The organism is Sphingopyxis lindanitolerans (assembly GCF_002993885.1).
Taxonomy (GTDB): Bacteria; Pseudomonadota; Alphaproteobacteria; order Sphingomonadales; family Sphingomonadaceae; genus Sphingopyxis; species Sphingopyxis lindanitolerans.
This window is the reverse complement of the sequence record NZ_CM009578.1, coordinates 243530-266399: the sequence shown is the minus strand read 5'-3', so window position 1 is coordinate 266399 and position 22870 is coordinate 243530. Positions and strand designations below refer to the sequence as shown.

20 protein-coding genes and 2 tRNA genes are annotated in these 22870 nt (G+C 63.9%); 16 read left to right on the top strand and 6 right to left on the bottom strand.

Annotation, left to right across the window (positions count from 1 at the left end; genetic code table 11):
- Positions 1-6 precede the first annotated feature (6 nt).
- Positions 7-660 (bottom strand): lipoyl(octanoyl) transferase LipB, encoded by a 654-nt coding sequence (gene lipB / locus CVO77_RS01310; protein WP_105997537.1) that lies wholly within the window; start codon positions 658-660, stop codon positions 7-9.
- Between the two features lie 106 nt (positions 661-766).
- Here lipB and CVO77_RS01305 point away from each other — a divergent pair, with 106 nt between their 5' ends.
- Both CVO77_RS01305 and CVO77_RS01300 read left to right on the top strand, forming a co-directional pair.
- Positions 767-1510 (top strand): hypothetical protein, encoded by a 744-nt coding sequence (locus CVO77_RS01305; protein WP_105997536.1) that lies wholly within the window; start codon positions 767-769, stop codon positions 1508-1510.
- Positions 1511-1590: 80 nt separating this feature from the next.
- Positions 1591-2487 (top strand): hypothetical protein, encoded by an 897-nt coding sequence (locus CVO77_RS01300; RefSeq protein ID WP_105997535.1) that lies wholly within the window; start codon positions 1591-1593, stop codon positions 2485-2487.
- 54 nt (positions 2488-2541) lie between these two features.
- On the opposite strand, the gene hemF is transcribed toward CVO77_RS01300, so the two are convergent.
- Complete coding sequence (gene hemF / locus CVO77_RS01295) at positions 2542-3402, bottom strand: oxygen-dependent coproporphyrinogen oxidase (protein ID WP_105997534.1); 861 nt, start codon at positions 3400-3402, stop codon at positions 2542-2544.
- Entirely contained in the window at positions 3399-3857 is a 459-nt protein-coding gene (locus tag CVO77_RS01290) for a tRNA (cytidine(34)-2'-O)-methyltransferase (RefSeq protein WP_105997533.1), read from the bottom strand. Before CVO77_RS01290 ends, hemF begins: the two co-directional genes overlap by 4 nt.
- Before the next feature lie 222 nt (positions 3858-4079).
- Here CVO77_RS01290 and petA point away from each other — a divergent pair, with 222 nt between their 5' ends.
- The 4 genes from petA to CVO77_RS01270 are packed head-to-tail and all read left to right on the top strand — an operon-like array spanning position 4080 to position 7354.
- Positions 4080-4637, top strand: coding sequence for a ubiquinol-cytochrome c reductase iron-sulfur subunit (gene petA / locus CVO77_RS01285; protein WP_105997532.1), 558 nt, complete (start codon positions 4080-4082; stop codon positions 4635-4637).
- A gap of 13 nt (positions 4638-4650) precedes the next feature.
- Positions 4651-5931, top strand: coding sequence for a cytochrome b (locus CVO77_RS01280; protein WP_105997531.1), 1281 nt, complete (start codon positions 4651-4653; stop codon positions 5929-5931).
- Between the two features lie 31 nt (positions 5932-5962).
- Positions 5963-6775 carry a cytochrome c1 gene (locus CVO77_RS01275; RefSeq protein ID WP_105997530.1) on the top strand — a complete coding sequence of 271 codons (813 nt, stop codon included), beginning with the start codon at positions 5963-5965 and terminating at the stop codon, positions 6773-6775.
- 24 nt (positions 6776-6799) lie between these two features.
- Positions 6800-7354, top strand: coding sequence for an adenine phosphoribosyltransferase (locus CVO77_RS01270; RefSeq protein WP_105997529.1), 555 nt, complete (start codon positions 6800-6802; stop codon positions 7352-7354).
- 236 nt (positions 7355-7590) lie between these two features.
- Here CVO77_RS01270 and CVO77_RS01265 read toward each other — a convergent pair whose 3' ends face one another.
- Entirely contained in the window at positions 7591-8364 is a 774-nt protein-coding gene (locus tag CVO77_RS01265; protein ID WP_105997528.1) for a DUF1134 domain-containing protein, read from the bottom strand.
- Positions 8365-8603: 239 nt separating this feature from the next.
- Here CVO77_RS01265 and CVO77_RS01260 point away from each other — a divergent pair.
- Positions 8604-8696: transfer RNA gene (locus CVO77_RS01260), tRNA-Ser, on the top strand.
- Between the two features lie 252 nt (positions 8697-8948).
- Here the strand turns inward: CVO77_RS01260 and CVO77_RS21780 are convergent.
- Positions 8949-9077 carry a hypothetical protein gene (locus tag CVO77_RS21780; RefSeq protein WP_275541961.1) on the bottom strand — a complete coding sequence of 43 codons (129 nt, stop codon included), beginning with the start codon at positions 9075-9077 and terminating at the stop codon, positions 8949-8951.
- A gap of 596 nt (positions 9078-9673) precedes the next feature.
- Between CVO77_RS21780 and CVO77_RS01255 the strand changes: the two genes are divergently transcribed.
- From CVO77_RS01255 to CVO77_RS01235, 5 genes are all read left to right on the top strand, one after another.
- Positions 9674-11932: a helix-turn-helix transcriptional regulator gene (locus CVO77_RS01255; RefSeq protein ID WP_158257968.1), complete on the top strand. Its 2259-nt coding sequence runs from the start codon at positions 9674-9676 to the stop codon at positions 11930-11932.
- A 119-nt stretch (positions 11933-12051) separates the two neighbouring features.
- Positions 12052-13605 carry a hydantoinase/oxoprolinase N-terminal domain-containing protein gene (locus tag CVO77_RS01250; RefSeq protein ID WP_105997526.1) on the top strand — a complete coding sequence of 518 codons (1554 nt, stop codon included), beginning with the start codon at positions 12052-12054 and terminating at the stop codon, positions 13603-13605.
- 5 nt (positions 13606-13610) lie between these two features.
- A complete protein-coding gene (locus CVO77_RS01245; protein ID WP_106000556.1) occupies positions 13611-14714 on the top strand; it encodes a DUF917 domain-containing protein in 1104 nt (367 codons plus the stop codon).
- Entirely contained in the window at positions 14714-15448 is a 735-nt protein-coding gene (locus CVO77_RS01240) for an aspartate/glutamate racemase family protein (RefSeq protein ID WP_105997525.1), read from the top strand. The genes CVO77_RS01245 and CVO77_RS01240 overlap by 1 nt, the downstream gene beginning before the upstream one ends.
- A gap of 13 nt (positions 15449-15461) precedes the next feature.
- The gene (locus CVO77_RS01235) at positions 15462-17642 is read left to right on the top strand and encodes a TonB-dependent receptor (protein WP_158257967.1); all 2181 of its coding nucleotides are present in this window, start codon (positions 15462-15464) and stop codon (positions 17640-17642) included.
- Between the two features lie 578 nt (positions 17643-18220).
- Here CVO77_RS01235 and CVO77_RS01225 read toward each other — a convergent pair.
- Positions 18221-18310: transfer RNA gene (locus tag CVO77_RS01225), tRNA-Ser, on the bottom strand.
- A 150-nt stretch (positions 18311-18460) separates the two neighbouring features.
- Here CVO77_RS01225 and CVO77_RS01220 point away from each other — a divergent pair.
- The 4 genes from CVO77_RS01220 to CVO77_RS01205 all read left to right on the top strand — a co-directional run bounded on the left by CVO77_RS01220 (position 18461) and on the right by CVO77_RS01205 (position 22817).
- Positions 18461-19639 carry a CaiB/BaiF CoA transferase family protein gene (locus tag CVO77_RS01220; protein WP_105997523.1) on the top strand — a complete coding sequence of 393 codons (1179 nt, stop codon included), beginning with the start codon at positions 18461-18463 and terminating at the stop codon, positions 19637-19639.
- Between the two features lie 74 nt (positions 19640-19713).
- On the top strand, positions 19714-20598 hold the full coding sequence (yghU, locus tag CVO77_RS01215; protein WP_105997522.1) for a glutathione-dependent disulfide-bond oxidoreductase: 885 nt from the start codon (positions 19714-19716) through the stop codon (positions 20596-20598).
- 234 nt (positions 20599-20832) lie between these two features.
- Complete coding sequence (locus CVO77_RS01210) at positions 20833-21201, top strand: TadE/TadG family type IV pilus assembly protein (RefSeq protein WP_242446058.1); 369 nt, start codon at positions 20833-20835, stop codon at positions 21199-21201.
- Positions 21202-21203: 2 nt separating this feature from the next.
- The gene (locus tag CVO77_RS01205; RefSeq protein WP_105997520.1) at positions 21204-22817 is read left to right on the top strand and encodes a TadG family pilus assembly protein; all 1614 of its coding nucleotides are present in this window, start codon (positions 21204-21206) and stop codon (positions 22815-22817) included.
- Positions 22818-22870 lie beyond the last annotated feature (53 nt).

The following is a 22870-nucleotide window of genomic DNA, read 5'->3' as shown; positions in this document are numbered from 1 at the left end:
CCGTTCCTAATCGCTCGTCCGCAGCTTGTCGAGAAAGGCGGGGAGGGTATCGGCAAGCGCTTGATCGACCGCGGCGAACGAAGCCGGTTTGCCGAGCGCGGCGAGGCTGGTGACCGGAAATTCGGCGATGCCGCACGGAATGATGCCGGAGAAATGCGTCAGGTCGGGGTCGACGTTGAGCGAAAATCCGTGGAGCGTCACCCAGCGTTTGACGCGGACGCCGATCGCCCCGATCTTGGCTTCGCGGCCGTCGGCATCGTCGGTCCAGATGCCGATGCGTCCTTCGGCACGGCGCGCCGTGACGCCGAGGATGGCGAGCGCGTCGATCACCCAGCCTTCGAGCGCCGAGACATAGGCGCGCACGTCGCGCCCGCGCCTGGTCAGGTCGAGCTGGACATAGCCAACGCGCTGACCGGGGCCATGATAGGTATAGCGCCCGCCGCGTCCGGCATCGAAGACCGGAAAGCGCGGGTCGAGCAGTTCGGCGGGGTCGGCGCTGGTCCCGGCGGTATAGAGCGGCGGATGCTCGATCAGCCAGACGCGCTCGCGGCCCGTGCCCGCCTGGATCGCGGCGGCGCGAGCGTCCATGTCGGCGAGCGCGGCGGCATAATCGGTCCGGCCGGGCGAAACGATCCATTCGGGGGCGGGAAGATGGGGCATCGCGGGGGTAAGTGCCGCTTCGCGCGCGCGGATGCAAGAGGCTGGACATTGAGACCGAAGACCGTCAGTTTCGCCCGCAACCGGGAACAGAAATCATGGGGTATCAATGATAAAATTCGACATGGGTGCGGCATGGGATGACGCGACGATGCTGGTTCGCGCCCACCTGCCGCTGACCGGCGTGCTCGCCGGACTGTTCTTTTTTCTGCCCGGCATGGTGATGGCGCTGTTCGGCCCCGCGCCGCTCGCGCCGCCCGCCAACGTCTCGGCCGAGCAACTCAACGCGATGGTCATGGCCGATTTGCGGCAACAATTCCCGTGGCTTCTGGCGGTCACCATGGCGTCGACGCTGGGATCGCTCGCGATCCTGCGGCTGTGGCTGGCCCGATCGGGCACCAGCGTCGGCGAGGCGCTGGTCTTTACCCTGGCGATGATCCCGACGATGATCGTGATGTTCCTGCTACAGTCATTCCTGTTCGGGATTGCGGTGCTGTTGCTGATCGTCCCGGCGATCTATCTCTTCGGTCGGCTCGCCGTCGCTTATCCGTTGCTGGCGGACCGCAATATCAAGAATCCCTTTGCGGCGCTGGCGGAGAGCTGGAAATTGACGAGCGGCAACGGCTGGCGCGTCGCCTTCTTCGTGTTCCTGTTCCTGATCGTGCTGATCGTCATTTCGCTGATCGTGACGCAAGTGACCGGCATTTTCGGCCTTCGCGGCTCGTTCGGCTATCTGATCGGCAGCGTGATCAATTCGGCCGTATCGGCGGGTTTCGGCTTGCTCAACACGGCGGTGCTGGCCTCTGTCTATCGACAGCTTGCGGCAAGGGGCGCGGGGGATGTTTTTCAATAGGCCCGTCCAATCGGGGAGACGCGCGAGGCGGGGCGCCGGACGCGTGAGGAACAGTCGGGGTTAACAACAGGGGAAAAGACATGGCCAAAATGAGCATAGGCGCGGCTTTTTCGGAGACGTTCGCGTTTCTTGGCGCCAATTGGGCGCGAATGCTGCTGTATCTGGGCGGAGCGCTGGTGGCGATCGCGTTGCTGGGCTGGTTGTTGATCGGCAGCACCTTCACGTCGATGATGGCGTCGCCCAACGACCCGTCCGCCGTCCTCGGCGCTTTCGGCAAGATCTTCTTCTTCGCGATCATCGCCGGGGCGGTGATGTTCGCGGCGAGCCTGCTCGTCTGGCGCAGCGGTCTGGTCGGAGGCGATCCGGCCGCGGACATCGGCTGGTCGCTCGGTGCCGGGGCGGCCTATGTCGGGGCGATGTTCGTCCTCTACATCGGGGCGGTCATCGCCATGTATATCGTCATCCTGATCGTCGGGCTGTTCGCGGTCGCGCTGTTCGGGGTGAGCGGACTGTCGCCCGAAATCTTCATGAGCGGCGGCGTGTCGGGCGGGCTGATCGCTTTCGGGATCATCGTCTACATCGCGATCATCGTCTTTTTCCTGTGGCTGTTCGGCCGGCTGGGAGTCGCAGGGCCGTGGATGGCGGCGCAGCGCCGATCGAACCCGTTCGCCGCGCTGGGCGCGTCCTGGAAATTGACCAGCGCGTCGCAGTGGACGATCGTCGGCTTCAACCTGATCATTATGATCCTGTCGTTCGTGTTCCTGATGGTCGCCAATATGATCTTCGGCGGTATCGCGGGGGCGGCCGGAGGGGTCGTCGGCGCAATGGGCAGCCCCGGCGCGGGCGCGGGGACGATCCTGTTCGCCGTCGTCTTCGGCCTGCTGATCTATGTCCCGCTGGTCCTGCTGTCGGTCTCGACACCCGCGGCGATCTATCGCTGCATCAACACCGACAGCAACGCCGAGGTTTTCACCTGATCGGGCGCTGATCCGATACAAGGGCGCTCCGCAAGCGGGGCGCCCTTTTTCGTGTCAGCTCCATTTGGCGAGCGGCGGCAGGCTCATCAGGATCGCGTCGATATTGCCGCCGGTCTTGAGCCCGAACAGGGTGCCACGGTCATAGACGAGGTTGAATTCGGCATAGCGCCCGCGCCAGACAAGCTGTTCCTCGCGCTCGGCATCGGTGAAGGGCTGCGCCATGCGTCGCCGCACGATCTGGGGGAAGATGTCGAGGAAGGCTTCGCCGACGTCCTTGGTCAGCGCCAGGTTACGGTCGAACCCGGCATCGTCGCCGCATTCGAGATGGTCGTAGAAAATGCCGCCGACTCCGCGGTGGACGCCGCGATGCGGGATATAGAAATAATCCTCGGCCCATTTGGCGTAGCGTTCGTAGACATCGGGACCATAGGGTGCGCAGGCGGCGCGAAAGCGCGCGTGAAAGGCGTCGGTGTCTTGCCTGTAGGGAATCGGCGGATTGAGATCGGCGCCGCCGCCGAACCAGCGTTTCGTCGTCGCGAGGAAGCGCGTGTTCATGTGCACCGCGGGAACATGCGGGTTCGCCATATGCGCGACAAGGCTGATTCCGGTGGCGAAGAAGCTGGGGTCTTCGCCCGCGCCGTGGATCGACGCCGCGAAATCGGGCGCGAATTCGCCGCCGACGGTCGAAACGTTGACGCCGACCTTTTCAAAGACCTGGCCCGTCATCACGCCGCGCACCCCGCCGCCGCCGTCACCGGCGGCGAGGCCTTCGGCTTCGCGGTCCCACGGGGTGTAGGCAAAGCGCGCGTCGCTGCCGGCCTCGCGCTCGATCGCCTCGAATTCGGCGCAGATGCGGTCGCGCAGCGACTCGAACCAGCCGCGCGCCGCCTGTTGCTGGGGGTCGAGCGAGATCATGCGGGAAAGCCTTTCGTTTGGCGGAGCGCCTCGGCGAGCGCGATGCCAGCCGCGACCGCGACATTCAAGGATCGAAAGCCGGGCTGCATCGGAATCACGACCCGCGCGGCGACGGCCTCGTGGACATGGTGCGGAACGCCCGCGCTCTCTGACCCGAGGAGCAGGACATCGCCTTGATCGAAATCAAAGTCGGGGAGGGGAGTCGCCCCGGCGGTCGAAAGCAGGACGAGGCGCTGGCCGCCGATCTGCGACCATGTCCGGAACGCATCCCAGCCTGGGTGGCGCCGGACATTGGCGCGCACCGCATAATCCATTCCGGCGCGCTTCAGCGCGGCGTTGCCGAACGGAAAGCCGCACGGCTCGATGATATGCACGGGCGCCGCGAAACAGGCGGCGGTGCGCAGGATCGTGCCGACATTGCCCGCGATATCGGGCTGAAACAGGGCGATTTCCATGTCGCCGCCATAGCCGCGACGGGCGAAGGAATCGAGTGCTTTGGCCCAGCGGGGCCGCTCCGGGCGCCGAAGCGGAAATTGCCTGTTGGCAAGCCCGGACTGTGCGGCTATCAGGCCCGCAATTCCCGGAGGGGCCGCCGGGCTGCGCCGTTTAGCGCGCGCAACGGGGCGGGCCATCCTTCTTCGGGGACTTTGTCAGTTCACCCATGCAAGGGCAGTCGAATGGCCAGTGAAACCGAAATTACCGCCGGCATCGAAGATGGCGTGCGGCGCCGGGACTTCATCAACATCGCAGCGGTCAGCTTCGCCGGTGTTGGTGCGGCCGCGGTCGTTCTTCCGCTGGTCAACCAGATGAATCCCTCCGCCGACGTGCTCGCGCTGTCGTCGACCGAAATCGATATTTCGTCGATTCAGCCGGGGCAGGCGATCAAGACGAGCTGGCGCAAGCAGCCTATTTTCGTGCGCAACCTCGTCGCGAAGGAAATCGCCGAAGCCAAGGCGGTGCCGCTCAGCGACCTGCGCGATCCGCAGACGCTCGACGAGCGCACCAAGCCCGGCAAGGAAAATTGGCTGATCACCCTGGGCGTGTGCACCCATCTCGGCTGCGTGCCGCTGGGCGCCGGCGAAGGCGAAAATCGCGGCCCCTTCGGCGGCTATTTCTGCCCGTGCCACGGGTCGGCCTATGACACGGCGGCGCGAATCCGCCAGGGGCCGGCGCCCAGGAATCTGGAAGTGCCACCCTATGAATTTACCAGCGACACCGTCGTGACGATCGGCTGAGGAGCGAGATAAGATGAGCTTTCCCTGGGCCAAGAACTACGAACCGCAGGTGCCGCTGATGAAGTGGCTGGACGAGAAGCTGCCGCTGCCGCGCCTCGTCTATAACGCCATTGGCGCCGGTTATCCGGTGCCGCGCAACCTCAATTATTTCTGGAACTTCGGCGTCCTCGCGGGCGTCGCGCTGGTCATCCAGATCATCACCGGCATCGTGCTGGCGATGCATTATGCCGCCAATGCGGACATCGCGTTCAACTCGGTCGAGCATATCATGCGCGACGTGAACGCCGGCTGGTTCATTCGCTACGCGCATATGAACGGCGCGAGCATGTTCTTCATCGTCGTCTATCTCCATATTTTCCGCGGGCTTTATTACGGGTCGTACAAGGCGCCGCGCGAAATGGTGTGGCTGCTCGGGGTCGTGATTTTCCTGCTGATGATGGCGACCGGCTTCATGGGTTATGTGCTGCCGTGGGGCCAGATGAGCTTCTGGGGCGCGCAGGTGATCACCGGCTTCTTCTCGGCGATCCCGGTCGTGGGCGATCCGATCCGCATCTGGCTGCTCGGCGGTTTTGCGCCCGATGACGCCACGCTCAACCGCTTCTTCTCGCTGCACTATCTGCTGCCGTTCGTGATTGCGGGGGTCATCATCCTGCATATCTGGGCGCTGCATATTCCGGGTTCGTCGAACCCGACGGGCATCGAGGTGAAGGATGAACAGGATACCGTCCCGTTCCACCCCTATTACACCGCGAAGGATGGCTTCGGGGTCGGCGTCTTCCTGCTGGTCTTCGTCGCGCTGACCTTCTTCAGCCCGAACATGCTGGGCCATGCCGACAATTATATCCCGGCGAATTCGCTCTCGACGCCGGCGCATATCGTTCCCGAATGGTATTTCCTGCCCTTCTACGCGATCTTGAAGGCCTTCACCTTCAACTTCCTGTGGATCGATGCGAAGCTGTGGGGCGTCATCGCGATGTTCTCGTCGATCGCCGTGCTGTTCTTCCTGCCCTGGCTCGACAGTTCGCCGGTGAAGTCGTCGAGCTATCGTCCGCTCAACCGCATCTTCTTCTGGATTCTCGTCCTCGACGTGCTCCTGCTTGGTTGGTGTGGCATGAGCCCGGCGGAACAGCCGTGGGTGATCCTCAGCCAGCTTGGTGCGATCTATTATTTCGCCCATTTCCTGATCATTCTGCCGATCATTTCGCGGATCGAACGGCCGTTGCCGATGCCGAACTCGATCACCGAAGCGGTCCTCGCAAAGCATGCCGACGCACCGTCGGCGGCCACGGCCTGAGCGCCGGACTTTAATAGGAGCTGATACAGCCATGGTTCGTCCGCTCGGATTTCTCGTCGGCCTGGGTTTCATCACGGCGCTGCTGTGTGCGATCATCACGGGGTCGTACCGCAATGAGCCGGTCGCTTCGCACGCGTTCCACAAGGAGCCGCAGCGCCTCGCGCTGTCGAGCGACGGCCTGCTGCCGCATTGGGACAAGGCCAAGCTGCAGCGCGGGATGCAGGTGTATAAGGAGGTCTGTTCGGCCTGCCACAGCCTGAACCTCGTCGCCTTCCGCGACATCGCCGATCTTGGTTACAGCGAAGGGCAGGTCAAGAGCTTTGCCAAAAGCTATGACACGATCCCGTCGCTCAATCCCGACACCGGCGAGCCGTCGACGCGGACCGGGCTGCCGTCGGATCATTTCCCGGCGCCCTATGCGAACGACGTCGCGGCGCGCGCGGCGAACAATAATGCGCTGCCGCCCGACTTGTCGCTGATCACCAAGGCGCGCGAAGGCGGCAAGGATTATGTCTATTCGCTGCTGACCGGCTTCCAGAACCCGCCGGCGAACCTGCCGAAGGAACTGCAACCGCCGACGGGGCTGCACTACAACCCCTATTTCGCGAACCTCAACCTCGCGATGGCGCCGCCGCTGCACGACGGCCAGGTGACCTTCGCCGACGGTTCGCCGAACACTGTCAAGGCGATGGCCAGCGACGTCGCCGCCTTCCTGGTGTGGACCGCCGAACCCAAGCTGGTGTCGCGCGTCCGGGTGGGCTGGGCAGCCTTCATCTTCCTGCTCATCTTCACCGGCCTGACCTATATGTCGTACCGGAACATCTGGGCCGACAAGAAGCATTGAGGATTTAGGGGAGGGCCGTCCCGCGTGATCGCCCTCCCGCCGCGGCCCGAGCTTGACCTCGCGTCGCTGGTCCGCACCATTCCGGACTTTCCGAAGCCGGGCATCCAGTTTCGCGACATCACGACCCTGATCGGCGACGCCGCCGGCTTTTCCGAAAGCGTGCGCCGCCTCAGCGCCCGCGCGGCCATCTATCGCCCCGACTATATCGTCGCGGTCGAGGCGCGCGGCTTTCTGTTCGGTGCGGCGATGGCGACCGCGATGGGGATCGGCCTTGTCCCGGTCCGCAAGGCGGGCAAGCTGCCGGGCGTCACCGTCGGCGTCGATTACGAACTCGAATATGGCGCCGACCGGCTCGAACTGCACGAAGGTGCGGTGACCGCGGGGCACCGCATCGTGCTCGTCGATGACCTGCTCGCGACCGGCGGGACGATCCTCGCGGCCGCGAAGCTGATGCAGAGCGTCGGCGCCGAGGTTGCCGCGGCGCTGTTCGTGATCGACCTGCCCGATCTTGGCGGCTCGCAGCGGCTTGAGGCTGCTGGGCTGGTTTGCGAGACGCTGATCGCCTTCGACGGGGATTAGGAAGCGTCGGTTTTTGGCAAAGGGGAGTCGCCATTCCCTTCGTCATCCCGGGCTTGAGCCGGGACCCCGCTTTTTCGACGTGTCGGCAGCTTTCTTTTCGGTCGCCGGACCCCGGATCAAGTCCGGGGAGACGAGAATTGATGGCCGCCTGTCGCTCGGTAGCGGGCCGCAGGCAAAGAAAAAGCCCGCGCCGGAGCGCGGGCTATGCTCGCCCCCGTGGCAAGCTCTCTGGTCTCTTAGAAGGGCACCCAATTCTGCTTCTTGCGGATCTTCATATAGCCGACATTGACACCCAGCCGCGCGCCGACGCCGACCCGGATCGGGATGAGCACGACGTCGCCGCGGCGCAGATAGCTCGCGTTGAAGCCGCCGACCAGATAGGCGGCGCCTTCGCCAGCCGGAAAGCGCTTGTAGATATCCTCGGTGTCGAAGAGGTTGTAGACGAGAACGAAGGTGCTGCCCGCGTTGGCGCCCGCGTCGAAGCCGATCGACGGGCCGGTCCAGTAAACCGGCCGCTCGCCCTCGATCTTGTGGTGCAGCGTGCCCGAACCATAGCGCACCCCAATGCCGAGCGCGCCGCCGGCTTCGCGGCCGACGATATAGGCGTTGGGCTCGCCCTGCTTCTTGAGGATATCCTCGATCAGCCCGGCAAGACCCTGCGCGCCCTTGCCGAACACGCCCTCGGCGGCGCCGATCAGATCATCTTCCTTGTAGGTCGAACCGTCGGCGGCGGCGGTCGTCACGGTATCGGGAGGCGTCGTGGCCTCGGTGTCGGCCGTGTTCGAATATTGCTGGTCGCTGGTGGCGAGATCGCTGTTGAGGGTCGGATCGGCGGGCACCGGATCGCTCACCGGTGGCGCCGGGGTCACCGGCTGGGGGTTATCGAGATCGGCGTCGATCGCGCTGTTGGGATCGACCGAGGTCATCTGAGCCTGGGCCGCGACCGGTGCGAACAGCAGCCCGATCGATGCCAGAGCGGTGACGGCAAAAGCGGCAAGCGTTTTACGCATATTTCCCCCAAATCGGTCGGCGCCTGATGCGCCGGACGGGTTTACCATGACTCCGACTGTGAATCGCGGGCAATGAATGGGCGATGACTTGAGTCGATTTTGCGTCAGACCGAATCCTTTTCGCCATGAGCCGCGCAAAATAAGGTCGAAAGAGAGCAATGTTAGGCGTTGCGGGGTGCGAAGCGCATGGCTATAGCGACCCGCCTAAGCCAGACTGTCGTTAGCGCGGCAGGCCATGCGGAGACGTGGGTGAGTGGCTGAAACCAACGGTTTGCTAAACCGTCGTGCTGGTAAATCCGGCACCGAGGGTTCGAATCCCTCCGTCTCCGCCACCTTCCCCTCCGCAGGGGTTCGCGTCCATCCGCTAGGATTGCGTTTTCTCCCGTAAAACTGTCATTTCTTACCCTCATCGGGTTCAGCCGCGTTCACATGCCTCCACCTAATGGCACGGCGTCTGATCGTAGCTCCGGTGCGCGAACACATGGCTTCGGAGAAAGCCAATGCTGAACGACGCAAAACTACGCAGCGCAAAACCGCGCGACAAGGCCCACAAGCCGACGGACGTCCTCGCCTCTATCTTCTCGTCAAGCCAAACGGCGGAGCACGATGACGCCATACGGCGCGAGGCGCGCGGCTTCGGCGAGGGTTTGCGCCGCGTCGATCTCTTCGGCGTCGGCGAACTGATACAGGCCGCGCGCGAGACAGCACATCAACTTCGGCGGAGGGATTGCCCCCGCTGTCGGGGATTTCGCGGCGGTGGACGTAGCTGTCCCCACCGGGCGCGCGCCGTCTAGCGCAGCAAAGCCCCGATGCCGCGACCGACAGCCGCGGTAGGCGCCGCGCCCCCGCGCGAGCGGGACGAGCCAGGCCAATTGGTCGGGACTGACATATGGCTCCGCACCTCCATTCTTCGCACCCGGGATGGGCGTTCAAATGCCATGCTCGATCCATCCTCGACCGGAAAACTAGGGGATCTGCGACATGACCGTGATCGTCAAGATTTGGGTACCCGCTTGTATCCGGCCTACTTGGTAGTAACAGTGTGATCGACACTATTGAGACTGACAATGATCGGGTTCAAATGGCGGAGGGGCATCACGACCGGTTGGTCGATCGAATTGTGGCGGGGCGGGGCATTGTCGTGCTTTGCGCGCCGCCCGGATTCCACAAATCGCGACTGGCGCAGGCCGCCGCACAGAAAATAGCGGCAAACGGCGGGCATAGCATCCGACTATATGGGCTGCTGGAACATAGCGCCGATCCGCGAGCCGCCGCGAATGCGGTGCTGGCCGACACACGCCAGGTTATCGTGATCGACGACGCCGACGCCGCGGATGGTCGATGGCTTGCCCTCGCACTCGAACGGGCGAACCCGTCTAAATCCGGTCAGCGGGTGATCGTCTCGCTGAACCAGGCAAGCGATTTTCCGCTGTCCCGAATGGACGCACGGCACGTCATCGACATTCTCGACGCCAACGCCTTGCGCCTGCGACCGCAGGAAATCGCCGAAGCCACGCGGGCGATGGTCCCGACAAAAAATCGCGGCCGTATCCGTGACCTCGCCGGCGGCTGGCCGGTTGCGCTGGACTTGCTGTGCGCGTGGTCGGCGACGACCCAGGGGCATTGCGAGGGGCTTAGCGACCTGGATATCGTCAGGGAGAGCCGCCTGGGCGACTTCATCGCCCAGGACGTCCTGCCGATGCTCGCGCCCGAGGAGCGGACGGCGCTCGTCCATGCGAGTATGCTCGACACCGCCGACACCGATATCCTCTCCGGCATTGCCGGTCAGCGGGACGACGGTCGGATCATCGCCGAACTCGCTTTCCGGTTGAGAGGACTCGTCGATCGGCACGATGGGCAATTTCTGTTGCAACGGGCGCTGCGAATCTGGTTGCGCGACGCGGTGGAAGCGTTCGACGGCCGCAGCCGGGCCGATATTCTCGTTGCCATGGCGGATCGCTGTTCCGAGAAGGGCCGGCTCGGCGAGGCTGCGGTTCTGGCAAGAATGGCCGGCGATTCCGGCCGGATCCGCACCTATGCCCGCGCGCATGGCGCGCTGCGGATATGGATCGTCCACGGGTTTTCGGTGCTGAAGCGCCTGCTCGACAATTCGAGCGCCGACGACATTGCGGACTCGGCAGTGCTGAAGATGATCGAGTGCATCGTTCACCTGAAATCCGGCCACATCCATGTCGCCCAAGAGCTTTTCGAAACACTGGCCCGGGACGTCGGCACGACGCATCCATTGAGCACAGACCTTGAAATCGTACGCGTGACCTTGCTGGTTTATGGTTGTTCGCTGGAACGGACGGATGACCTCGAACTGTTGAAACGGATCACCGATGAACAGGCCGACGACGCAGCGATGCGCACCTTTCTTGCTACGCTTTCGGCCATATTGAACTGCCAGCGTGCGCGGTTCGACACCGCGATAGCAAATTTGATCGATGCGCGAGCGCAGGCGGAAAAGGCCGCGTCGCGCTATAATCTGATGTTTCTGCAGATGCACGAAGCGTCGATCAACCTCGCGCAGGGAAAGCTGAAGCAGGCGCGGACCTGCGTGACCGATGCGCGGCGACGGTGGCAGCAGGAATTCGCGCACGATGTCGGCGTCGAAACGGTGATCGCGGCGCTGAATGCGTCGATCGAATTCGAATCGGGACAATTATCCAGCGCCCGAAATTCGTTACGCAAATCGGCGAACCGCATGCCGGAGGCCGAAGCCTGGTTTGATATTTATTTCGCCGCCTATGAAGTGATGATCCGCATCAATATCGTCGACCACGGCATCGGTCCGGCGATGGCGGCGGTGGAGGATGAGACGCGAAAACTGCGAGCGCAGGGCTTACCCCGCGTCAGCGATCTGATCGTCGCGCTCGGACTGTGCGCCGCCGGTGAAGCGCGTCTGCACGGAACCGATGTACCGACGCCCGCCCATTGGACCATCCCCCAGGCCGGGCCGACGGCGAGTTGGCAGGAGCATGAAGTCTTCACGATCGCGCGTGCCTATGCCTGTTATTTCGATCGGAACATCGCGGAAGCCTGGTCCTTGCTCGATGCCGCGATCCTAGGGGCTGAGGCCCAGGGGCTGCAAAGGTCGCGGCTCCGCTATCTTCTGGTCATGTTTGCATTGGCCAGCGCCGAAGGCGAAGCCGGACGCGCCAAAGTCGCGTTGCGCGCCGCGGTCGTCATCGGCGCCGCGAGCGGGATGCGGCAGATTTTCAGGGAGATCGCAGGCCGCAGATTCGCGCCGATGATCCGCGCCTTGAAAGACGATGATAGCCTGACCGAGGCCGAAAGCGGTTTTGTCGCGATGTTGGTCAATCGCCTGCAAGAGCGGGAAAGCATTGCCAGCGGAAAGCTGTCACGGCGGGAAATAGAGGTTCTGCGAACGCTGGAGGCCGGCGGGTCGGACAAGCAACTGGCGCGCCACCTCGGCTTGTCGGAACATGGCATTCGCTTTCATCTCAAGAATATCTTCAAGAAGATGGGCGTCCACGACCGTGCCTCGGCTGTTGCCGCCGCGCGAAAGCTCGATCTGGACGCCGACACCTCCTCATTGCGGTAGGTCCGCTCAGCTCGCCAACATCGCTAGCTACTAGGTAGGACACGAAACCTACTCAACGACGCTATTGAGCCATTCTTCCCTGGCGCAGAAAGCTGTCCGAAATCGAGCGGAGGTTTTGGATGCGCATAGGGGTGGATGTCGGCGGGACGAATACGGATGCCGTCCTGCTGACCGGGAAGACGGTTTTGGGCGCCGTGAAGCGGCCCACATGCGCCGACGTCAGTTCGGGCATTTCCGACGCTATTGGCGCGTTGATCGAGGTCTGCGGTGTCGGACCGGAAGCGATCGACGCGGTGATGATCGGCACCACGCATTTTACAAACGCCTTCATTCAGCGCCGCGACCTTGTCCCCGTTTTCGCCATCCGCGCGGGGTTTCCCGCCGGTCGCGGGATACCGCCGTTCAGTTCCTGGCCCGACGATCTGAAGCCGATCCTTTGCGGCGGCTCGAAAATGGTGGCCGGCGGTTATGAGTTCGACGGAAGGGAAATTTCTCCGCTGGACGAAGCGGCGATCGTCGATGCCATCGACGAAGCCCGCGCCGCAGGCATCCGCCAGATCGCGGTTTCGTGCATTTTCAGCCAGCTCAATCCCGCTCATGAAGAGCGTATCGCCGCCCTGATCGCACAGCACGCGCCGGAAATCGAGGTTTCGCTGTCCTCGAAATTGGGCCGCGTCGGATTGCTCGAGCGCGAAAATGCCGCGATCATGAACGCGAGCCTGCGGCCGCTGGCGTGGACGATCACGACGGCCTTTGAACGCGCGTTGCAGGATCTGGGCATTTCCGCGCCCTTCTATGTCAGCCAGAACGACGGCACGCTGATGAGCGCGGCCCATATGCAGCGTTATCCGGTGCTGACCTTTGCCGCCGGCCCCACCAACAGCCTTCGCGGCGCGGCGTGGCTTACCGGGGCAAGCGAAGCAATCGTGATCGACATCGGGGGCACCACGTCCGACCTAGGAGTCTTGATCGATGGCTTTCCCCGGCAGTCGACAGTTCATGTCGATGTCGGCGGGGTCCGCACCAATTTCCGGATGCCCGATATCCTGTCGATCGGCCTGGGTGGCGGCAGCCGTATCCACGAAGACGCGCAGAGCGTTTCGGTCGGTCCCGATTCGGTCGGCTTCCGCTTGCACAGCGAAGGTCTGATCTTTGGTGGCGACACGCTGACCGCCAGCGACATCGCGGTCGCCCGCGGACAGGCATCGTTCGGCGACCCCGCGCGCGTGATCGGATTACCCGAAGATGTCGTCGCCAAGGCAGGGCAGGCCATCGCCACGCTGGTCGACGATGCCATCGACCGCATGAAAACCTCGCCGCAGGACATTCCGATGATCCTCGTCGGCGGTGGCGCGGTGCTCGTGTCCGATATGCCCCGCGGTGTGTCCAAGATGCTACGACCAGACCATGCGGGCGTTGCCAATGCCATCGGCGCCGCCATCGGCCAGGTCAGCGGCGAGGTCGACCGGATCTATAACATCCCCGATGGCGACGCGCGGACCGCCGCGATTGCCGATGCGGAGGCGCAGGCTCGCGCGCAGGCCGTCAGCGCCGGCGCTGAACCCGACAGCGTCGGGGTCGTCAATATCGAGGCGGTTCCGCTGCAATATCTTCCCGGGGGAGCGACGCGCATTGTCTGCCGCGCCATCGGCGACCTGGCTTTGGCGGAGTGACGAAGATGGTTACCGCAATCACGCTCGACAATATCGAACATCTCGCGATTGGATCTTCTTTTCTCGGCACCGGCGGCGGCGGCGATCCTTATCTCGGTTCACTGCTGTGCCGCGAGGCGATCGCCAAACTCGGTCCGGTTCGGGTGATATCGGTCGATGAACTGTCCGACGACGACAATGTCTTCATCGCCGCGGCCATGGGCGCGCCGACCGTGATGATCGAGAAGCTCTTTTCGATCGAGGATCAGCATCGCGCCGTCGAAACGCTCGAACGCTTCCTCGGGCGCCAGGCGACCGCGATCATTTCGGCGGAAATAGGCGGGTGCAATTCGATGATGCCGGTGGCCTATGCCGCGATGCGCGGACTGCCGATCGTCGATGGCGACGGCATGGGGCGAGCCTTCCCCGCCTTGCAGATGACGAGTTTCAATATCGAAGGCGTGGCCTGCGCGCCGCTGACGATCGCCGATGAACATGGCAATAGCGTCCTCTATCAGACGACGACCGGCCTGAAGGCCGAGGAACTGGCCCGCCCCGTCGCGGCCGCAATGGGCGCCAGCGTCTGCATGTCCTGCTATCCCATGACCGGGGCGGAGGCGCGCCGCGCCGCCATTCCCAAGACGCTGTCGGGTGCGATCGGGATCGGCGAGGCGATTTCACGCAGCAACGACCCGCGCGCGCCGATCGATCGTCTGATCGCGGTCCTGCGCGCCCATGACTATTACAAGGATGCCGAGGTGATCTTTCGCGGGAAGATCACCGGACTCGAACGCGACACCTCCAAGGGTTGGGTTTTCGGCAGTTGCACGGTTTCGGCCATGAACGGTCCGGAACAGGCGGAGCTGAAATTCCAGAATGAAAATCTGATTGTCACGGTCGACGGCCGGCTGCGCTGCATCGTGCCGGACCTGGTGACGATCGTCGATGCCGAAACGGCCCATGCCATTCCCACCGAACGACTCGCCTATGGACAGCGCGTTGCGGTCGTTGGCTGTAGCGCGCCGCCGATGCTCACCACGCCGCGCGCGCTCGATGTGGTTGGGCCGGCCTGTTTCGGCCTCACCGAATCCTATCGACCCATCGCCAGCCTCAGCAAGGACATGATCTGATGCGTATTCATCTCGTCACGCCGATCGTCACCGAAGGAATCCGCACGCTCGACGATGTCGCCGAACTGAACCGAAATGGGCTGTCGATCACCCAGTCCTTGATCACCGCAGGCCCCGCTTCGATCGAGTGCGAATTCGACGAGGCGATGGCGGTGCCGGGGATCGTCGCCGAAGCGATCGCCGCGGAGCGATCGGGTGCCGATGCCGTTATCATCGACTGCATGGGCGACCCCGGACTCAAGGCCGCGCGCGAGGTCGTGTCGATCCCGGTCCTTGGTCCTTCGGAAACCGCAATGCACCTCGCGGCCATGCTGGGCCATCGCTTCAGCATTGTCACCGTGCTCGATTCGGTGGTGCCGATGATCGACAATCTCGCGAAACTTTACGGCATGGCCGAAAAGCTCGCGTCGATCCGGGTCATCGATATCCCCGTGCTCGACCTGGAATCGGACCCGGCACGGCTGACCGAGGAACTGGCCCGGGCGTCGCTGGCTGCGGTCGAAAGCGACGGCGCCCATTCCATCGTGCTGGGTTGCACGGGATTCCTGGGCTGCGCCGATGCCATCGGTTCCGCGCTGGCGGCAAAGGGATACGACCTGCCGGTCGTCGATCCGATCCCGGCCACGGTCTGCATCGCGCAGGCGATCGTGCGGGCGGGCCTGCGGCACAGCAAGCGCACCTATGCCAGGCCGCAGCCCAAGACACTCAAAGGCTATCCATATATCGACTTCTAGGGGGAGAAAATTCATGTTCAGGGACCAATTTCGCGGAGCCGGGTGGCTCACCTTGGCGATCACCAGTTCGGTCTTCGCCACCACGGCTTCCGCGCAGCAAACCGAGCCAGACGTGCCGCAAGCGAAGGCGTCGGGCACCACCCTCGGCGACATCGTCGTCACCGCTCAGCGCCGCGAACAGCGCGCCGATGATGTCGGCGTTACGATCAACGTGCTGAGCGGCGATGATCTCAAAGCCGCCGGAACCCAATCGATCGTCGACCTGGCCGCCGTCACGCCGAATGTGCAGATCAAGAATGTCATGGCCAACAGCATCACGAATGTCAGCATTCGCGGCATCGGCCTCAACGATTATGCGGTAAACAACAATCCGGCGGCCGGCATCTATGTCGACAATGTCTACCTCGTCTCTCCCGCGATGCTGACGTTCGGCTTCTACGACGTCGATCGCATCGAGATTTTGAAGGGACCGCAAGGCGATCTTTATGGTCGGAACACGACCGCCGGCGCGGTCAACATCATCAGCCGCAAACCGTCATCGGTCATCGACATCCGACTGGAAGCCGGATTGGGCAGCTACGAAAGCTGGCACCTCGACGGCGCGATCGGAGGCGCGCTCACATCGACCCTGAACGCACGGTTCGCGCTCCAGACCATACAACAGGGTTCGGGGCCGCAGACCAATTATGTCACCGGCAACCGGATCGGCAAAGTCGATCGCACCAACGGCCGGCTGCAATTGCAGTGGGAAGCCAGCGACGCGATCACCATGCTCCTCAATCTTCACAAGGGTTATGACCGATCGGACACCGCCTTGTACAAGGCGGACAATGTTCTGACCACCGAAGAGGATGCCTATGCCGACCAGCCGCGCGTGGCCGGGGCCGGCACCGATCCCCGAATGGAACTGGAATCGGCGGGGGCCTCGTTGACCGTCAACTGGACTCTGGCCCCGCGGTTGTCGCTGACCTCAATCAGCGCCTATGAACATTTCACCCGGCTGCACGCCGAGGACACCGATGGCACATCGCTGGTCTTCCTCGATGGCACCTACGACGACCGGATCGACCAATATTCGCAGGAACTGCGGCTGGCCTATGATGCCGACGACCTCAAGCTGATCGGCGGCGCCTTTTATTCCAGGGACAAGGTGCAGGCCCATGATGAATTTTACGCGCTCGACCTGCTGCCGCTTCTTGGCTTGGCCGGACTCGACACCATCGGAAACAATTATCGTCAACGCACCGACGCTTATGCGGCCTTCATGCACGGCGAATGGACGGTCGCGCCAAGGCTGACGCTGGTCGGCGGGCTGCGCTATACCGAAGAGCGCAAGACCTTCGATCAGGCCACAACCTTTCTGTGCGCGGCGGGCACCTGCAACGACCTGTTCGCGCCGGTATCCAACAGATATTCGACGTCCAACATATCCGGAAAAATCGGCCTCAACTACAAGGCGGGCGACCGCACTTTGATCTACGCCAGCGTCAGCAGGGGCTTCAAATCGGGTGGGTTCCAGGGGCAGTTGAGCTTTGACCCCAGCGTTCTGCAACCCTTCGACGATGAAAAACTCACCGCCTATGAAGTGGGGATCAAGACCCGCGTAGCGCCCAATCTTCAGGTGAATGCGGCGGTCTTCGATTATGAATATAGCGACGCGCAAATCTATGGCCCGCTCTTCGATTCGCCGATCGGGGTCTTGTTCGGTATCGCCAATGTCGGCAACGCGCGCGTCAAGGGCGCGGAGGCTGACGCCTGGTGGCGCCCGGCGGCCGGGCTCGACATACGCGCCGGCATCGGCTTCATCGATACGGAAGTGACCAAATCGGTGGTGGCCGGCGTGATGAAGGGCAGCGTGCTACCGAATTCACCGCGGCTGACCCTCAACGGCCTGGCAAAATATCAATGGGCGGTTTCGGATCGGGTCGATGCCGACATTGTCCTGTCGGGCAAATATCAAAGTCGGGTCCGCTTCGACATCGTTCGCAGCCCGTCTGAGGCAGTCGAGGGAGGCTATTTCGTCGGCAATGCCGAAGTCGGCGTTTCCGTGGACGACCACTGGCGAGCATCGCTGTGGTGCAAAAATATCTTCGATCGACTCTATCGCACCCAGGCCTTGAATACGAGTGTCGGCTGGACCCGCCAATATGGGGATCCCCGTACCGTCGGTGTCAATATTTCCTATCGATATTAGTCCATCAGCAGGGATGGCGACGACGGGAAGGGACGACGGCAGCATATGTGCTGCCGTCGTCCGGCAGCTTCCTTGAGATAGTGCGCGCCAGTGGCGAAGAAGAAGATATTGCTGCGCGGCATTGCCCTTCGGGTTCGGCATTATAGGCGCCGAAAACCCCCGGACAACCGAAGCGCTCATACATGAACCACAGATAATAGGTCCCGGTTAGGATATTGTCGCGCCGGGCATGGGGATCAGGCCCCGGCCCGAGCCGCGCTCGTATACGCTCTCGGCGCGGATGACCCTTTCGATCCATTCGACCGGGATGCCATAGCGCGCTGATACAGCTTGCGCGTGCCGATGCCGAGAAAATGGGCCGCCTGCACGGTATTGAGATGGCGACGGCCCGACGATCCGAGACGGTTTGGCTCAGCCGACGATCCAGCGGGGGCCCTCTTCGGTTGCAGCTCACTTCCCCCGTGGAGAATCAGACTGCGAGCCGCGCATAAAGAAAAGCTTTTGTGGGTGAAAATGTGGGAAAGTTTTGGGGCCTCGGTCGAAAAGGCCCGTTATTTCAATCCGCTAAGGGAAGAAAATGGAGGAGAGTGAGGGATTCGAACCCTCGGTACCGTTGCCGGCACTTCGCATTTCGAGTGCGACGCTTTCGACCACTCAGCCAACTCTCCTCGCTGAGAGGAGTGCCCCCTAGCGGCGGCCCGCGCGTCTTGCAACCCTCTCGTTACGATTTTGTCGCTGCCGGTCGTCGCCCCAAAGACGCTGGCAGGCGGGGCGGGCGGCTGCTAGCCGATGATGGGATCATCGGGGAGAGATACCGCGTGCCATTGACCGGAATAAGGGTGCTCGATTTCGGCCGCTATATCGCCGGCCCCTATTGCGCGGCGCTGCTCGCCGATTATGGCGCCGATGTCATCCGGATCGAGGCGCCGGGCGGCAACGACGACCGCTTCACCGTGCCGGTGGCGGGGGACGGGTCGGGCGCGATGTTCCTGCAGATGAACCGCGCCAAGCGCTGCCTGACGCTGAAACCCGGCAGCCCGGAGGGACGCGAGATCGTCCGCCGCCTCGTCAAGACCGCCGATGTCGTCGTCGCCAACCTGCCGCACGATGCGCTCGTCAGGCTGGGGCTCGATCACGACAGCCTGTCGGCGATCAATCCGCGCATCATCCTGGCGACTGCCTCGGCCTTTGGCAGCGAAGGGCCGCTCGCGAAGAATGTCGGCTTCGATGCGGTGGGGCAGGCGATGTCGGGGGCGGTGCATCTGACCGGCACGGCCGACCAACCCTATCGCGCGCAGGTCAATTATGTCGATTTCGGGACCGCGCTGCACACCGCGTTCGGCGTCCTCGTCGCGCTGCGCGAGCGCGAGGCAACGGGAAAGGGGCAATGCGTGTCGGGCTCCTTGCTCGGCACCGCGCTCGCGATGACCAATGCGCTCTCGATCGACCATGCGCTCAACGGCATCGAACGCCAGCCGATTGGCAATCGCAGCTATAGCTCGGCGCCGACCGACCTCTTTCGCACGCGCGACGGCTGGATCGTGACGCAGATCGTCGGCGGCGGCATCTTCGCGCGCTGGGCGGCGCTGGTCGGCCGACCCGAACTTGTCGATGATCCGCGCTATGGCAGCGATATATTGCGCGGCGACAATGGCGAGGAACTGAGCGTCATCATGCAGCAATGGTGCATCGGCCGCACGCGCGACGAAGCGATCGCGGCGCTGGGCGAGGCGCGTGTCCCCGCCGCGCCGGTCTTGCGGCCCGACCAGGCGCTGGCCCAGCCGCAGGTCGCGGCGATGGGACTGGTCGAGCCGGTGCCCTATCCGGGCGCATCGGCAAAGGTGCCGTTGATCCGTGCCCCGATCCATCTGTCGGCAAACGCCAAGCCCGCACCCACGCGCGCACCGCGGCTCGGCGAGCATAGCGACGCGATCCTCGCCGAGCTCGGTTACGACATCGACGCGATTTCGGCTTTGCGGGCGCAAAATATTATTTGACCCGCCGGTGCTGGACGGCGCCATTCCGGTGCATTAGATACCGGTCAGTATAAAATTTAGCGCAGGAGTTCCTGATGACCGATCAAGCCGACTATGTTCCGCCCAGCATCTGGACATGGGACAAGGAAAGCGGCGGGCGTTTCGCCAACATCAACCGCCCCGTCGCCGGCCCGACGCACGACAAGGACCTGCCGATCGGCAAGCATCCGCTCCAGCTCTATTCGCTCGGCACGCCCAATGGGGTGAAGGTCACCGTGATGCTCGAGGAATTGCTCGCGGCAGGCCATGGCGGGGCCGAATATGACGCATGGCTCATCAATATCGGCGAAGGCGACCAGTTTTCTAGCGGCTTCGTCGGCGCCAATCCGAACAGCAAGATTCCCGCGCTCGTCGATCGCAGCGGCGCCGCGCCGATCCGCGTCTTCGAATCGGGGGCGATCCTGATCCATCTGGCCGAGAAATTCGGCGCCTTCCTGCCCACCGATCCGGCGCAGCGCGCCGAGACGCTGTCGTGGCTGATGTGGCAGATGGGCAGCGCACCCTTCCTCGGCGGCGGTTTCGGTCATTTCTATGCCTATGCGCCGTTTAAGCAGGAATATCCGATCAACCGCTATGCGATGGAAGTGAAGCGCCAGCTCGACGTGCTCGACCGGCAACTCGCGACCAGCGAATATATCGCGGGGTCGGACTATACGATCGCCGACATGGCGATCTGGCCCTGGTATGGCGCGCTCGCGAAAGGCCTCGTCTATGACGCGGGCGAATTCCTGCAAGTGCAGGATTATAGCCATGTCCAGCGCTGGACCGACCAGGTCGCGGCGCGCCCGGCGGTAAAGCGCGGGCGGATGGTCAACCGCGTGGTCGGCGACCCCGCCAGCCAGCTTCGCGAACGCCACGACGCCTCGGATTTCGACCTGCGCACCCAGGACAAGCTCGAGGTCGAACAGCCCGCCGAATGACGGATTCTCTGCGCGCTTCTTGCCGCCGCGGTTAACGTCCCGGCAGGAAGCGCGGATTTGCGGGCGGCGCGCGCCCGGCGCTTTTGCGTAAAATTCGTAAGATCGGGGCAGCGCCGCCTCGACCCCGCCTTCATCGACCGGCGCCATGCTGGGGGGATGATGGCTTCCGATCCTTCGCTGCGGTCCGCTCGCTCGTTTCCCGCCCGTCTGGCGCGAAGCGAGCGGGCGGCCGCGATGGTTGAGATGGCGCTCGTGCTGCCGCTCTTCCTCGCGCTCCTGATGGGCATATTGGTCTACGGCCAATATTTCCTGCTCGCGCACAGCGTCCAGCAGGCGGCGAACGACGGCGCCCGCGCCGCGATCGTCGGCCTCGACGCCGCCGACCGTAGCGCCATCGCGGTCCGCGCCGTCGATCGCAGCATGCACGCGATCGCGGGCTTCGTCCCCTCAACACGCAGCGTCGCGGTCAGCGAGACCGGCGACGCGGTGACGGTCGCCGTCGCCTATAGCGTCCCGCCCACCAGCCTCATCCGATCCTCCTTCGTCCCGTCGCCGGGCAATGTCATCCGCGCCCGTGCGACCTTTGAGCTTCCGGTGGATTGACGATGGCGGCTCTGCGCAATTTTTCGGCGGATCGGCGCGGCGGCATCAGCATCGCCACCGCTTTCGCGCTCGCGATGCTGATCGGATCGGCGGCGCTCGCGGTCGATATCGGTTCCTTCTCGCTCGACCGCCGCAAGCTCCAGGGGATCGCCGACGCCGCCGCGCTCGCCGCGGCCGGACGACCGGGGGCGGAGCGCGCGGCCGCCGAGCGGATCATCGCCGCCAATTGCAATTGCAACATCGTCATCGCGTCGCTGACGCCGGGCACCTATCGACCCGACCCGGCCGTGCAGGCCGAACGGCGTTTCACCGCCGGCGGAAGCGCGCCGAACGCGGTGCGCATCGTGCTGACGCGCGACCGGCCGATGGTCTTCGGCCGCTTTTTGACCGGCCGCGACGAGACGGTCATCGGCGCATCGGCGACCGCGGCGCGGCGGGGCTATGCCGCCTTTTCGCTCGGCTCGCGCGTCGCGGCGCTTCACGGCGGGGTGCCGAACGCGCTGCTCTCCGCGCTGACCGGAAGCCAGGTCAAGCTGTCGGTGATGGACTATAACGCGCTGGCGAATGCCGACATCGACCTGCTCGCTTTTTCGGACGCGCTGCGCACCGAACTCGGCGCCAATGTGCTGACGTTCGGCCAGACCCTCGACACGCAGGCGACGCTGCCGCAAATACTGTCGGCGCTGGCGGCGGCAAGCGACGGCCAGGCCGCGACGGCGCTCAGCACGCTGGCCACGAACGCGGTGCCGACAAGCCTTTTCCCCTCGCGCGCGATCGACCTTGGCCCGCGGTCGTCGAGCATCCGCGTCGATGAAGCGAATCCGGTGAAGGTCAACGCCATGAGCCTGCTGCGCTCGATGCTGCTGCTCGCCAACGCGAACCGCCAGGTCGACCTGTCGGTCGCCAGCAACCTGCCCGGCGGGTCGGGGGTCGATATCGCGCTCCTGATCGGCGAACCGCCCGCGGACTCGCCGCTGATCGCGATCACCGACACGCAGCAGGTCGTCGTGCGAACCGCGCAGGTGCGGCTGAAACTGGTGACCAAGGTCGCGCTGCCGCTCGCGAGCGTCGAGATCCCGGTCTATGCCGAATTGGGATCGGCGTCGGCGCGGATCACCGATATCGATTGCTTCGCGGGGAACAGCGACGCGGTGACGCTCGGTATCACGACTTCACCCGCGAAGCTGGCGATCGGCAAGGTCGCCGACAGCGATTTTCAGGACATGCAGCGCCCGCTCGATCCCGAGCCGGTCAAGCTCGTCAAGCTGCCGCTCGCCAGCGTCGAGGGGAAGGCCGAACTCGTCCTGTCCGATCTCAACGAAAAGCCTGCGCGCTTCACCCGCGACGAGATCGACGACGGCATGGTCAAGACGGTCGAAAGCAGCGGCCTGGTCGCCGGGGCGGCGAAGTCGCTCGCCGACCGGATCGACCTCAAGGTCAATGTCCTGGGCCTCGGCCTCAACGCCCTGTCGGGGGTGGTCGGCGAGGCGCTGGGCCTCGCCGCGCCGGTGCTCGACGGGGTGCTGGAGGGGCTGACCGGAGTGCTCGGCGTCCATATCGGCGAGGCCGACGCCCGGGTGAACGCGCTGCGCTGCGGCCGGGCCAAGCTCGTTTGACCCCACATCGGCGCCGATCCGGACCGGCTTGCCGGCCATCGGCGGCGCGCGCC